The sequence below is a fragment of the Peribacillus sp. NPDC097895 genome, from assembly GCF_050277555.1.
Lineage (GTDB): Bacteria > Bacillota > Bacilli > Bacillales > DSM-1321 > Peribacillus.
In genome coordinates this window covers 891,156-905,450 of the sequence record NZ_JBNNSH010000002.1, presented here as the reverse complement: position 1 = coordinate 905,450, position 14,295 = coordinate 891,156, and the positions used below count along the sequence as shown (strand labels likewise).

Here is a 14,295-nt window from a genome sequence, read left to right as displayed (position 1 = left end):
TAATGTAAAAGGGGGAAACCACATGGCTACATACACAATAGTTGATCAGGAGACATGTATCGCTTGCGGGGCATGTGGAGCGACTGCACCGGAAATTTTCGATTATGACGATGAAGGAATCGCTTTTTCAATCCTGGATGCCAACACAGGAATAACTGAAGTATCCGAAGATCTGGAGGAGGACTTGGAGGATGCTTTTGATGGTTGTCCGACAGATTCGATTAAGTTGGCGACGGAACCTTTCGCCAATATACCAGTGTCAGCCGGTTGAAGCGGAAGGTCGGATCAATTAAAAAATATCAAATTTTAATAGCTAGTATGGCAGGGATGCTAGTAATCATTTTTTAGGGGGAAATGAATAATGACTTATAACAAGGTGGAAAATGTAACAAATCGTACATTTGAAAGAACATTGACATATGACAAATACACGGATCCGAAAGTTCTCGAAAAGGAAATCGATCTAGTATTCTCTAAATCTTGGCAGCTTGTGGGTCATGTCAGCCAATTGGAAAAAGTGGGATCATTCTTTACGACAGAAGTAGCCAACGAGCCGATCATAGTGAACCGCGGCCAGGATGAGGTGATTCGCGCTTTTTATAACGTTTGTCCGCATCGTGCCACTAAGCTTGAAAAAAGTGAATCAGGCAAGAAGAAAATTTTACAATGCAGTTATCATGGTTGGACATTCAAATTGGATGGGAAATTGAACAAAGCGCCGAATTTTAAAGGAGAAGATGAAGCCTGTGTACAAGATGCCTGTTTACGCTCCGTTCGCATGGAAATCTTGGAATCTTTAATTTTTGTCAACTTGGATGATAATGCAAAACCGCTTAGCGAATCCTACGGCGATTTCTTTGACCGTTTAAGTAAATATCCGTTTTTAAGTGAGTTAAAAAGAACAAGTCAAAAAACGAGGGTGATCAAGGCAAACTGGAAAGCGTTCATAGATAACTATTTAGAATGTGACCATTGCCATGTAGCACATCCAAGTTTTGTTGCAGCGCTCGATATGGATGATTACCAAATCATTACCTGCGATAACTATTCACTGCAAGGTTCGATCGTTAAACCGGATAAAAATTACGGAACGGTCGATTTAAATCAAGCGGAAATGCAGGGTGGGTCCTTTTTCTGGCTGTGGCCTAACTTGATGTTGACCATCTATCCAGGTCCCGGAAATATGGCAACCATTCAAATGGTTCCGATTGATCACGAAACGACTTTGGCTGTCTACACATATTATTTCCGTGATGAGAACTTGACTCAGGAAGAGAAAGATCTTGTTACGTTTGCCGAACAAGTCCGACAAGAGGATGTGGAACTTGTAGAGCTGGAACAAATCGGTTTCCGCTCCCGTGCCTTTAACAAAGGTAGATATTCTTCTTCGGAAAAAGCAATTGTTCAATTTCATGAAATGGTATTGGAGGCCCTAAATGAGTAAATTAGCGAATCAATTTAAATCGATGAAACAATTTCTGATGATCAATGGAGAAAAAGTCGAAACGGAAAGCTATGCCCCGCTATATTCCCCTTTTTCTGGGGAAGAAATCGCCCAAATTGCCATGGCGGATAAAGAGCTGACCGAAAAGGCGATTGCAGCCGCCTTCAATGCTCGCGAGGTCATGGCAAAAATGCCAGCTTATCAAAGGGCGGATATATTGGAGAAGGCTGCCGCGTTATTAATGGAGAATGCGGATGAAGCGGCAGAAATCATTTCCCGTGAATCAGCCAAACCGATCATGTTCGCAAAAGCGGAAGTTGGAAGGACCATCGAAACGTATAAGTTCTCGGCTGAAGAGGCTAAAAGGATTCACGGTGAAACAATTCCTTTTGATGCAGCCATAGGCGGTGTTGGCCGAATTGGTTACACGTTAAGAGAGCCGATCGGGGTCATTGGTGCCATCACCCCATTTAACTTCCCGATGAATTTAGTGGCTCATAAAGTCGGACCGGCAATAGCTGCAGGGAACACCATTGTTTTGAAGCCTGCTTCGCAAACTCCACTGTCCGCACTTTTCATCGCAGAAATTTTTGAAAAAGCGGGTCTGCCGGCTGGCGTATTAAATGTAGTGACAGGTCCGGGTGGCACAGTTGGAGAAGCGATTGTAGAAAACGATCGGGTAAGCATGATCACTTTCACGGGCAGCCCAAGCGTTGGAATCGGAATCCGCAACAAAGCTGGTCTGAAAAAGACCACACTTGAACTTGGCTCGAACTCGGCTTTAATCATTGATAAAGATATAGATATCGATAAAATTATCGATCGTTGCATCATGGGCGCCTTCTCCAATCAGGGGCAAGTCTGTATTTCTTTGCAACGTGTATATGCACATGAAGAAGTGTATGAAGAGTTTGTCGAAAAATTCACTGCTGCGGCCAAAAAACTTAGAATTGGCGATCCATTGGATCCGGATACTTATATTTCCGCCTTAATCTCCAAAGGGGAAGCAGCACGTGTATTGGGCTGGATTGAGGAAACTAAAGGCAGTAAGGCAACGATCGCAGCAGGGGGGGAATTGCAAGGTGACATTCTTGAGCCGACAATCATTACAGATGCGGATCATACGCTAAAAGTTTCATGCCAGGAAGCATTTGCTCCGGTTGTCATTGTAAATAAAGTGGGTTCAGTGAAGGAAGCGATTGATCAAGTGAATGATTCCCGCTTTGGCTTGCAGGCCGGGATATACACAAACAATGTGAAAAACGCGTTGTACGCATCACGGGAATTGCATGTAGGTGGTGTGATCATCAATGATGTGCCGACCTATCGTGTCGATCAAATGCCATACGGCGGAGTCAAAGAAAGCGGGACGGGTCGTGAAGGCATTAAATACGCTGTGGAAGAAATGACCGAAATGAAATTGGTCGTTTGGAACCAAGACTGAAAATCGAGGAGATCATTTATGAAACAATTCAAAATTGCGGTCATCGCAGGAGATGGCATTGGCCCTGAAGTGATTAATGAAGGCATAAAAGTATTAAAAAAAGTGGCTGAACTGGATTCAGGTTTTCAATTGGATTTCACATACTTCCCATGGGGCTGCGAATTTTATGCCGAAAATGGTAGAATGATGGATGATGATGGGATCGAAAAGCTGAAAGCGTTTGACGCGATTTATTTGGGAGCGGTCGGGTTTCCGGGCGTTCCAGACCATATTTCACTATGGGAGCTATTATTGAAAATCCGTAAAAGTTTTGATCAGTATGTCAATATCCGGCCCGTGACATTATTAAAAGGGGCTCACTTGCCTCTTGTTGATGTGAAACGTGAAGATATTGATATGCTGTTCATCCGCGAAAACAGTGAAGGTGAATATTCTGGCGCAGGAGATTGGCTGTTTAAAGGGCAGGAACATGAAGTTGTTCTGCAAAACGGTGTGTTTTCCCGTAAAGGGACGGAAAGGATCATCCGATATGCTTTTGAAACCGCGAAAAAAGAAGGCAGATCGCTCACGAGCATTTCTAAAGCCAACGCCCTGAATTATTCGATGGTTTTCTGGGATCAAGTATTCGAAGAGGTCAGCAGGGAATATCCCGAAGTCGAAACGGCTTCATATCTTGTCGACGCAGCGGCAATGCTGATGATCAAAGACCCGAAGCGCTTTGAGGTCGTTGTCACTTCGAACTTGTTCGGTGATATTTTAACAGACTTAGGAGCAGCGCTTGCTGGAGGAATCGGCCTTGCTGCCGGTGCCAACATTAATCCTGAAAGGGAATTTCCATCGATGTTCGAACCAATTCACGGCTCAGCTCCTGACATTGCAGGCAGGGGTATCGGAAATCCGCTTGCCTCCATTTGGTCAGCAAGCCAAATGCTCGACTTTTTTGGCTATGAATCACATGGTAAGGTTGTTCTTGAAGCGATTGAGCAACTGTTGCTGGAAGCCCTGGTGCTCACACCCGATATGAATGGCACGGCAACTACTTCCAAAGTGGGGGACCGGATAACGGATATCATCGAGTCAATCATTTTATCCAAGGTCTGACGTGTATTGATAAAGGACCTTTCAATATACTTGAATGGTCATCGGAATATAATGATGCATCCAAGTGTTAAGCCAATCGTTTATAAAAAAGGAAGAGGCCAAGGCTTGGAAAGAAAAGCACTTGGTCTCTTTGTTTTTACCAAAGGAACACGGAATGGGGATCATTAAAACAAAGTCAAAAGTAACTCAAAACAATGGTATAGCTAAGAGGAGCGGTCATGATGAAAAAAGTTGAAATAGTTGTCGAAAAAAATGTGCCATGCACGATGAGGGACGGCACGATACTTTATGCGGATGTATACAGACCTAATTTGACTGGGCATTTTCCGGTGTTATTGACCAGGCTTCCGTACAGTAAGGACTTACCGCTCTATTCCCATCGTTATTTGGACACCCATCGTCTTGTAGAAAATGGGTTCGTTGTCATCATACAGGATGTGAGAGGACGATTTCAGTCAGAAGGAGAATTCCTGCCATTCAGCCAGGAAGCAGATGATGGATACGACACAGTGGAATGGGCAGCTTCACTCTCGTATTCTACGGGAAAAGTGGGCATGTTTGGCCTATCCTATTATGGATACACGCAGCTGCTTGCAGCAGAAAAAAAACCTCCACACTTAATCGCCATTTTTCCAGCAATGACGCTGAATGACCAAAGAAATGGAACGGTTTATCGTAATGGGGCTTTTGCTCTCGGCCTTTTTGAAACGTGGACATTGGAATCGATTATGCCTGATTTGCTGAAGCGGAAGTATGAAAAAAATAAGGAAATGACTTCAGAATTTCGAATGCTTGCTGACTCCCTCAACAATATTGAGGAATTGTATGCATATGCACCTATTAATGATTGGCCGCCATTAAAGGTTCTGGACGAAGATAACTTTTTCTTTGAACATTTGAATCACCCAATCGAAGACGAAACTTATTGGCAGAATTCAAGTATTACTGGGAGATTCGATAGGATACAGCTGCCTGCTTTTCATTTGGGCGGTTGGTATGATTGTTTTATCGGCCCTACTCTGGAAAACTACGTGGAAATGAACAAAGTGAATGGCCAACTAAGCAATACTCAAAAACTAATTGTTGGTCCATGGAGCCATGGCCTTTTTTCCTCGGTCCAAGGTGAACGTTCTTTTGGAGTGCACGCGTCCGGGGATTGGATTAACCTTGAAGAAGATATTACCACCCTTCATATTCGCTGGTTTAATTACTGGCTGAAAGGCATCGAAAATGGTATTGAGAAGGAAGCGCCCGTGAAAATATTTGTGATGGGGATTAATGTATGGCGTGATGAAATGGAATGGCCACTTGAACGGACTGAATATACGAGTTATTATTTGCACAGTAATGGAAAAGCGAATACGAAAACAGGTGATGGGCGCTTAAGCAGAAATGAGCAGGAGGGTGAAAAGACAGATTCATATATATATGATCCCCAAAACCCTGTACCGACAAAGGGTGGAGCTACACTTTTTTCCGGCCCACTTACAATGGGGCCATATGATCAGAGCGAAATCGAAAAGCGGAACGACGTGCTTGTTTATTCTTCTGAGCCATTGAAAGAAGCACTTGAAGTGACAGGTCCGGTTAAAGTGAAGTTGTTTGCATCAACTGACGCAGCGGACACTGATTTTACTGCAAAGCTTGTGGATGAATCGCCGGATGGCACAGCGCTTATTTTAACCGAGGGAATCGTCAACGCAAAATACCGGAACGGCCATCGAGCTGAAAAAGAACTGGATGGGGAAATCGTTGAATACGAAATTAACTTGTGGGCTACAAGCAATGTATTTCTTTCAGGTCATCGAATCTTGCTTGAAATTTCATCGAGCAGTTTCCCGCAATATGCCCCCAACCCGAATACAGGGAAATCAATGATTGAAAGCAGTGAAACAAAAACGGCCAGACAAACGATTTATCATAGCAGGGAATTTCCTTCTCACATTCTATTGCCAATCATTCCCACAAGTGAAAAATGCTTATAAATGCAGGGAGGAGACTTCCTTATGTTTGGTTTTCAACATTGTCACCTGTTTAATGAGTTAAAAACAGTTCAGGTGAGGTGTTTAAAACTCAGGAATCAGATGATCAATATTAAAAAAACAAAATTGTAAGGCCATTGGGATTCTTAAATCACTAGTATTAAAAGAGTTATAGGGTGAATGGTTATGAATAAAAGCGATTGGCATAACTCTTGCAAATAATAAAAGGAAGGGGGGATAAGTTCATCCATTATAATAGATTCCAGGCATAAGGAAATGACATAACAGATGATGCATAATTTTGTCTCTTATGCTATATGTAAGCCAGGGAAAAGGTGATTACACTGGAATTCGACCTGCAACCTTAATTAGAGAGAAAACGATAATGGAAGTTTGAAAATTTGTAATATTGTTTCTTTTTTGAGGTTAGTAGTGAAGCTACTGCCATTGTGAAGGTGGTTAAGGAACAAGGTGCATAACCTATTTTTTTAAGCGCTTTCACAGTCGTTTCATTAACAGATTTATTAAGAGGGGGACTTCAATTTGAAGAAAATCATTGTGCTGCTCAGCGTCATACCCGCGATTGGCTCATTATCCGTGATTAACCGTGTGGAGCCATATATATTCGGTTTGCCTTTCATTATCTTTTGGTCCACAGCCTGGCTTATTTTTACATCCATCTGCCTTTATATTAGCAGTGTGATCTGTGATAGACAGGAGGAGAATAAATGAACAGTTCCATATTAATCATCATCATGACTCTTGTTGTGGCTTTTTACTTAGGTATCCGCGCAAAAAAGGGGCGCGAAATGAAGCTTGACCAGTGGGCAGTCGGGGGGAGGAACTTCGGTTCTTTAATCATGTTCGTTCTGATGGCAGGAGAGATGTTTTCGACTTTTGTGTTTCTTGGCGCCAGCGGAGCGGCATACCGCATGGGCGGTCCCACTATCTATATATTTTGTGCTCTTACTTACATCGTTCCTTTCTGGATTTTACCCCCTATTTGGCGCTATGCGAAAAAACATAATGTGCTGACGCAATCTGACTTTTTCACAAAAAAGTATAATAGTAAGCCATTGGGACTTCTGGTTGCTGTTATCGGGGTCCTATCAATGATTCCCTATATCGTATTACAATTAAAAGGCTTTCAAATCATCGTTTCCGAAGCATCATATGGATTGATTCCCCCAACGGTTGCTGTTTGGATCGGAATGCTCTGCGTAACTGTTTTTGTATATGTGTCAGGTATTCATGGTTCGGCGTGGACGGCAGTATTGAAAGATATCCTCATTCTTGTCGTAATTGTGTTTTTGGGCATTTATTTACCAATACATTACTTCGGTGGAATACAACCAATGTTCGAAACTCTTGAAGCAACAAAACCGGGATTTTTATTGCTTCCGGATGAAGGGTTTAGCATCTCTTGGTATATTTCCCTTTGCCTGACCATCGCATTGGGCCAATATATGTGGCCGCATTGCTTTGGAGCGAGTTTATCTTCCCAAAACGAATCGGCTCTCAGGAAAAACTCTGCCATTTTACCTCTGTATCAAATCATTCTGGTTTTCATTCTTTTTATCGGTTTTACGGCGGTTTTGCAGATACCGAATCTACAAGGTGGAGATACCGACCTTGCCTTATTTAAAATCGCGAAAGATGCTTTCCCGCCCTGGATTGTTGGCGTTGTCGGAGCAGCAGGCATGCTTGCAGCCCTTGTACCATGCTCGATGTTAATTTTGACGGCAGCCACGATTTTATCAAAGAATATTTATAAAGCCGTTAAGCCTGACACATCGAATGAACAGCTTGCCAAACTAACCCGTATATTTGTTCCAATCGTATCATTGGTCTCCTTAATCTTTACATTCTATGGAGGTAATACAATGATTGCGTTACTGACCATGGCTTACAGTTTTGTCCTGCAGCTTTTCCCTCCTTTAGTATTCAGCTTGCTTAAGAGAAATCCGGTAAGTAAAGCGGGGGCCTCTGCAGGAATGATTTTAGGGGTGGTGTTGGTCGCTTACTTTACTCTGGCAGAGGCAACAATGGCCACTTTATTACCGAAGGCACCACATTTCATACAGGATCTTGATATAGGGATCGTCGCCATTACCTTTAACCTTATCGTCATGCTGGCTGTTAGTGCTTTTACAAGAAAAGACCAACAAATGGTTCAGGAAGAAGAGCCGGTTAAACGAATAATCACTTCTTGATCAATGGAAGCGTGGTATTGGAAACCGTCTTATTCGCCTTATCTTCTATGACTATCGATAAAGAATTGGGGTACGTCTTCTATAAAGAACCATACAAAAAAGGATAGCCTTTAAAAGCTATCCTTTTTGTATTTTTCAACCATGAATTTGCATAATTAATACGTAACTAAAGGAAATGTGTTAAGTTGGACTAAAATGATTATGGAGGCAGCGATGAAATACGAGATTATCTTTTTTGATGTGGATGATACATTGTTAGACTTTGGCATATCGGAAAAAAGGGCACTGTATGAAGTCTTCTTGGAGTTCGGTTTGCCCACAGGGGCGGAGGATTATGAGGTATGCTACCAAGAAATCAGCCAGGTATTATGGAGGGACTTGGAACAGGGGCGTATTGATTTAACAAATCTGGGAGTGGAAAGGTTCAAGCGATTGTTCCTGAAGCATGGGCTTGATATCGATGCGGATGCGTTCAGCGGTGCGTACCTTGGACATTTGGGAAAGGAAATACATCTTCTGCCCGGGGCTTTAGAGGTTTGCGAGAAGCTTGGTGGATGCCGGCTGGCTATTATAACAAATGGCTTCACAACAGTGCAGACAGCAAGACTCGGGGGGTCACCCCTTTGCAATACCTTTGAGACTTTGATAATTTCCCAAGAGGCTGGGTTTCAGAAGCCTGATAGAGGGATTTTTGATTATGCATGTTCCAAGTTAAAGATCACGGATATATCGAAAGCGTTGATGGTGGGTGACTCCTTGACATCAGATATACAGGGCGGTTTGAATTATGGAATGGATACATGCTGGTACAATCCCCATCAAAAGGATAATAATCTGGGAATCAAGCCAACCTATGAAATCAGCAAGCTGACAGACCTTTTAGAGATTGTAGGATGACAAGCATTTGAAAATGTTCAAGCCATTCTAACAAACCATAGGCTGCATATCCCGGTGATAGGAACATGCAGCCTATGGTTTTATTTATTTCATAGATTGAGTATCAGTTCAAATCCAGCTCGTTGGGTTTTAGAGTTTGATCCTTTTCGATGATTCTACTGGATTGCGGTATTAATAGACAAAGCGCCAGGGAAATTGCGAGACCAGCCATCATGAATCCGCCAAATACCAAAGGGGATGGGCCATATGATTCCGCCATGGCGGTCCAAATGAGAGGACCGAAACCGGCAATGGCTGCCGCGACCTGATATCCGACAGATAATCCCGTATAACGGACCTTTGCAGGAAAGAGCTCTGAGAATAATGTTCCTTGTGTAGAAAAAATCGCTCCCCAAACAACGCCGAGTACAACTGCCTGCATAAAGTAGAACCAGCCTACCCCTTGTCCGATCATAGTGAAGTAGGGGATAGACAAGACGAAAAGGAGTATCAGGCCTCCCACATAGATGATTTTTCGACCGATGAAATCAGAAATGTATCCAATGACGGGAATGGTAATGAGCATTGTAGCACAGCCAATTGTTAAAGCGGTCAGGGCTGAATCTCGTGAATAACCAAAATACATTGTGGTAAAGACGAGAACATAGGACATGATGAATACATTGAAGAACCCGTCCCCGATTTTTAGTCCGATCACCTGCATTACACTTCTCCAATCGTGCTTCAACGTGTCAATAATGGGAATCTTCGCAAGATTACCGCTATCTTTCTGCGCTTGAAATTCTTCCGTTTCTTCAATTCCACTCCTTACCCAGATTGCCAATGCGATCAGTACCCCGCTTAAAAGAAAAGGAATCCGCCAACCCCAAGATAAAAATTGGGCATCGGTAGTCAAAGAACTAATAAGGGTAAGGCTGAATGAACCGGCAACTAAACCAATGGGAACCCCTAGTTGGGGAATGGATCCATATAACCCACGGACACCCTTTGGGGCAGATTCTGTTGCCAAAAGAATGGCCCCGCCCCATTCACCACCCAAGGAAATCCCTTGAATCAATCTCAGCGCCACCAAGATGGCGGGGGCTGCCAAACCAACCTGGGCATAGGTGGGCAGAACACCGATAAGCATTGAACTTCCGCCCATACCAATGAGGGTGAACATGAGTGCCGCCTTCCGTCCAATGCGATCACCCATATGTCCGAATAGGATGCTCCCGATTGGACGGGCCGCGTAACCTGCCCCGAAAGTGACAAAGGCAAGAAGAAGTGATATCGCTGGATCATGATTGGGGAAGAATAGTGTTGTAAAAACTAAGCCCGTCGCTGTCCCATATAAATAGAAATCATACCACTCAATAACGGAACCAGCTAAACTAGCGAAAAGAACTCGGCTTTTTTTCATGGGAAATGCTCCTTTATTATTTTTTTCATTTGTAAAAAACGCTTACATCGAAGAGTGTTCATTTACATGAACAAAATGGGTGGGTGGTGAATATAAGTAAAAAAATGGATTATTTAGATTATTTTAGAGAGGTTATCCTTGTCCGTCAATATAATTCTGATTTTTCTGAAAAAATGAAGCGTTTAACATAGCTTATTGCACCTGTATTCGAATATAATTAATTCTAAAGTAATGGAAAAATGAGATAAGGGTTCACGGATAAAGTAAGTGTAGTTTTAAGTAAAAGGAAAAAGTTTTAATCCTGAGGATCAATTTGATCATTTAGTATTTTTTATGTATAGAAGAGTGGCAATGTGGAAATCATGTGAATAAGGAAATAAAAAAAGTGGAAAGGATAACATTTTAATAAATAGATAATAATCTCCAAGTTATTTAGTATAATAGAAAAAAGGTTAAGGAGTTGGTTTCGTATGGAGAAGCAATTGCCTGGAACATCACTGGAACCTGAAGAGATGGCTGAGATGGTTTTAAAAAAGGCGCTTAGTGATTACCGTAAAGCACAAATCGAAAAAGCCATCGATGACTCATTGAAGAATCGTGATAAGGAAGAGTTCATACGTTTAACTGAAATATTGAAGAGCATTTCATGAAATTTTGCACACTGCAAAAAAGACAAGTAGTTATGATGTAAACGAAAAGCTCCCGTGCACGAAAAGCCAGTGAAGCTTGATAATATATATAAGATGAAGCTGAAATTTTTTTAGCTGAAACATTCTTCGTTAATAGGAATCTATAGTATTATAATATTTTACATTGTAAGCGCTTTCTTGTATAATAGTCAGATAAAGAGAACGACGGAGAGAAGATCAAAGGAATTTTCAATTATTCCTTATGTAAGGGCGCCAATGCCAAAAGCTACAGGCATAAGAGGCAAAAGGTTTATGCATCAGGATGAAATGCTAAAAGGGGGAAAAGAAATGAAAAAGAATGGAGTGTCGTTAGCAGAATTTGTTCAGGAGGATCGATTCGAACTCAACTCCTACATTACTTCTTTATTTAACAAACTGAATGACTATGTTCCCAAAAGTCGTAAAGATAAAAAGTAATCAATGAAAATAAAAATGAATCAGGAAGAGCTACATAACTTCCTGATTCATTTTTATTTTGTTTTGACATTTTTAGTTTTAATTTCAAGAGGGACCTTAAAACTTCAATAATCGATATGCTTATTATCAATTAAGGTGATTGATGATAAGCATATCGATTGGAGTCGGTTCATTTTGTACATTACATGAAATGTGACACGCATAAAAAGGCTTGAACATATTTTAAAAGAAAAAAAAGTAACTGGGTGTAATATCTTATTTCAACTATCGTGCCACATAAGGAAGCGGAATCGTGGCCATTCACATACAATAACTTTACCTTCACTAAAATTCAGGCTCCCATTATGGGTGCCTTTTTTTGTTGATCGACATATCTCGATTTAGGCTATGTGATTCTGATTCTCTTGATATAGTAACATATCTTTTATTTTGTTCTTAGAATGGGATAATAATGAAAAAGAGAAGGCATTGTTGATGGATAGGGAATTTAATTTGAATGGGGGGTTCATGGATATACTCCATGCAATTAAACCTAGTGATATTAGTATTTTGAAAAAAATATCGGTACTTTTAAGTAAGGATTCATTATGTTATAAAAACAAGACTTTTATATCTAGAAGGGAATCCGATTATGATGAAGAGGTAATCTTCCGTATAAATATCATTAACAAATATTCATGACGATTTACATATCTAACAATGTTTCGAAGTGTGGAGAAAAAAGAATATTATAAAAAATCAAAAAAAGGGTTTACAGGGAAAAAATTTCATTGTAGTATTTCCTTATAAAGTAAATGAAATCGATTTCATCACAAATTCACGATGATGGACAACCTTTAATCAGAAGTGAAAAGTGGAAGTATACTGTGAGTCCTATCATTAAAGATCACTAGCTCCGACATCTTCGTTAGTCGAAAAAAGGTCTTTACCTTTTTCTTAAGAGGAACTCCAGAAAAAAATGAAATCGATTTCATTCATAGATTTATTTCTTCAGGACGATATCTTGGATATTGAAGTGGAGGTAGTAATCTTTTGATTGATCTAAGTATGAAACATGGAAGGTATTTTTCTATAGTTAAATGAAATCGATTTCATTTGGCGACGATTTCTTATATCTACTAAAGAAATGGGTTTGATGATCAAACAAAATACTTTATTTTCAAGGAGGAAAAAAGAATGTCTTCAGTAACAAATCAGGTGAAAAAATTAAAAAACTATATAAATGGTGAGTGGGTTGAATCCACTTCAAATGAAACGGAAATCGTGTTCAACCCTGCAACTGGTGAGGCGATTGCAGAGGTCCCGCTTTCTACTAGAGAAGATGTGGATCATGCGGTTCAAGTAGCGAATGAAGCATTTAAAAAATGGTCTCAGGTTGCTGTCCCGAAACGGGCTAGAATATTGTTCAAATACCAGCAGCTCCTAGTGGATAATTGGGAAGAACTTGCTAAACTGGTCACTATCGAAAATGGTAAAAGTTTATCGGAATCGATTGGTGAAGTACAGAGGGGCATTGAGTGTGTCGAGTTTGCGGCGGGTGCACCAACGCTGATGATGGGCAAACAGCTTCCGGACATTGCGACAAACATTGAATCGGGTATGTACCGTTATCCAATTGGTGTAATCGGTGGTATCACGCCATTTAACTTTCCGATGATGGTCCCTTGTTGGATGTTCCCGCTTGCAATTGCATGTGGCAATACATTCGTGTTAAAGCCATCTGAACGCACACCGCTTCTTGCAGCACGCATTGTTGAGCTGTTTGAGGAGGCAGGTCTTCCTAAAGGAGTATTGAACATTGTAAATGGAGCACATGACGTGGTAAATGGACTTCTGGAACATAAAGATGTGAAAGCGATCTCCTTCGTCGGTTCACAGCCAGTGGCTGAATATGTTTATAAAACAGGAACGGCTAACTTGAAGCGTGTACAGGCTCTTGCGGGGGCGAAAAATCACTCGATTGTCTTGAATGATGCGAATCTTGATTTGACGGCCAAGGAAATAACAAGCGCGGCTTTTGGTTCGGCCGGTGAGCGTTGCATGGCTGCTGCGGTTGTTGTCGTAGAAGAAAGTGTAGCAGATGAGCTAGTTGAAAAATTAAAACAGGCTGCTGATGCCATTACGATCGGTAATGGTTTGGATGACGGTGTTTTCCTGGGACCTGTCATTCGAGAAGGGGCTAAGAAGAGGACTATTGGTTACATCGAATCAGGTATAGCTCAAGGTGCGACCCTTGTACGTGATGGCCGTAAAGATGAGGCTGCTAGTGGCAATGGGTATTACCTCGGGGCTACGATTTTTGATCATGTGACACAGGAAATGAAAATCTGGCAAGATGAAATTTTTGCGCCAGTGCTTTCTGTTGTCCGTGCCAAAGATTTAACCGAAGCCATTGAAATTGCCAATGCTTCAGCACTGGCGAACGGGGCTTGCCTTTATACAGACAGTGCAGCAGATGTACGCCAGTTTCGAGAAACGATCCATGCCGGAATGTTGGGCATTAATGTCGGTGTTCCTGCACCTATGGCATTCTTCCCATTCTCTGGATATAAAGATTCATTCTATGGCGACCTCCATGCAAATGGAAGTGACGGTGTGGAATTCTACACGAGGAAAAAAATGGTGACTGCACGTTACGTGAAGTAATTGCAACATTAAAATAATGCATGTCTGGCCCGCTTGAATACGGGCCGGATTTATCCAATC

General features: G+C 41.5%; 12 protein-coding genes. 11 read left to right on the top strand and 1 reads right to left on the bottom strand.

Translation table 11 applies throughout. The features are described from left to right. Positions 1 to 22 precede the first annotated feature (22 nt). The 8 genes from ACQKMH_RS15725 to ACQKMH_RS15690 all read left to right on the top strand — a co-directional run bounded on the left by ACQKMH_RS15725 (position 23) and on the right by ACQKMH_RS15690 (position 9,081). Complete coding sequence (locus ACQKMH_RS15725) at positions 23 to 271, top strand: ferredoxin (RefSeq protein WP_427588406.1); 249 nt, start codon at positions 23 to 25, stop codon at positions 269 to 271. 90 nt (positions 272 to 361) lie between these two features. After that, positions 362 to 1,444: an aromatic ring-hydroxylating oxygenase subunit alpha gene (locus ACQKMH_RS15720; RefSeq protein ID WP_427588405.1), complete on the top strand. Its 1,083-nt coding sequence runs from the start codon at positions 362 to 364 to the stop codon at positions 1,442 to 1,444. Then, the gene (locus ACQKMH_RS15715) at positions 1,437 to 2,888 is read left to right on the top strand and encodes an aldehyde dehydrogenase family protein (protein ID WP_427588404.1); all 1,452 of its coding nucleotides are present in this window, start codon (positions 1,437 to 1,439) and stop codon (positions 2,886 to 2,888) included. The genes ACQKMH_RS15720 and ACQKMH_RS15715 overlap by 8 nt, the downstream gene beginning before the upstream one ends. An 18-nt stretch (positions 2,889 to 2,906) precedes the next feature. Further along, complete coding sequence (locus tag ACQKMH_RS15710; RefSeq protein WP_427588403.1) at positions 2,907 to 3,989, top strand: tartrate dehydrogenase; 1,083 nt, start codon at positions 2,907 to 2,909, stop codon at positions 3,987 to 3,989. 218 nt (positions 3,990 to 4,207) lie between these two features. Then, the gene (locus ACQKMH_RS15705) at positions 4,208 to 5,974 is read left to right on the top strand and encodes a CocE/NonD family hydrolase (RefSeq protein WP_427588402.1); all 1,767 of its coding nucleotides are present in this window, start codon (positions 4,208 to 4,210) and stop codon (positions 5,972 to 5,974) included. Positions 5,975 to 6,514: 540 nt separating this feature from the next. Continuing rightward, positions 6,515 to 6,703, top strand: a complete 189-nt coding sequence (locus ACQKMH_RS15700) for a DUF3311 domain-containing protein (protein ID WP_427588401.1) — start codon at positions 6,515 to 6,517, stop codon at positions 6,701 to 6,703. Then, on the top strand, positions 6,700 to 8,184 hold the full coding sequence (locus ACQKMH_RS15695) for a sodium:solute symporter family protein (protein WP_427588400.1): 1,485 nt from the start codon (positions 6,700 to 6,702) through the stop codon (positions 8,182 to 8,184). The genes ACQKMH_RS15700 and ACQKMH_RS15695 overlap by 4 nt, the downstream gene beginning before the upstream one ends. Positions 8,185 to 8,397: 213 nt before the next feature. Then, positions 8,398 to 9,081, top strand: a complete 684-nt coding sequence (locus ACQKMH_RS15690) for a YjjG family noncanonical pyrimidine nucleotidase (protein ID WP_427588399.1) — start codon at positions 8,398 to 8,400, stop codon at positions 9,079 to 9,081. A gap of 103 nt (positions 9,082 to 9,184) precedes the next feature. Here the strand turns inward: ACQKMH_RS15690 and ACQKMH_RS15685 are convergent, their stop codons facing one another. Next, on the bottom strand, positions 9,185 to 10,483 hold the full coding sequence (locus ACQKMH_RS15685) for an MFS transporter (protein ID WP_427588398.1): 1,299 nt from the start codon (positions 10,481 to 10,483) through the stop codon (positions 9,185 to 9,187). Positions 10,484 to 10,953: 470 nt separating this feature from the next. Between ACQKMH_RS15685 and ACQKMH_RS15680 the strand changes: the two genes are divergently transcribed. From ACQKMH_RS15680 to ACQKMH_RS15670, 3 genes are all read left to right on the top strand, one after another. Next, on the top strand, positions 10,954 to 11,133 hold the full coding sequence (locus tag ACQKMH_RS15680) for an IDEAL domain-containing protein (protein WP_230157331.1): 180 nt from the start codon (positions 10,954 to 10,956) through the stop codon (positions 11,131 to 11,133). Positions 11,134 to 11,460: 327 nt separating this feature from the next. After that, positions 11,461 to 11,589 (top strand): hypothetical protein, encoded by a 129-nt coding sequence (locus tag ACQKMH_RS15675; protein WP_290370553.1) that lies wholly within the window; start codon positions 11,461 to 11,463, stop codon positions 11,587 to 11,589. Between the two features lie 1,176 nt (positions 11,590 to 12,765). Then, complete coding sequence (locus ACQKMH_RS15670; RefSeq protein ID WP_427588397.1) at positions 12,766 to 14,235, top strand: CoA-acylating methylmalonate-semialdehyde dehydrogenase; 1,470 nt, start codon at positions 12,766 to 12,768, stop codon at positions 14,233 to 14,235. The last annotated feature ends 60 nt before the right edge of the window (positions 14,236 to 14,295 follow it).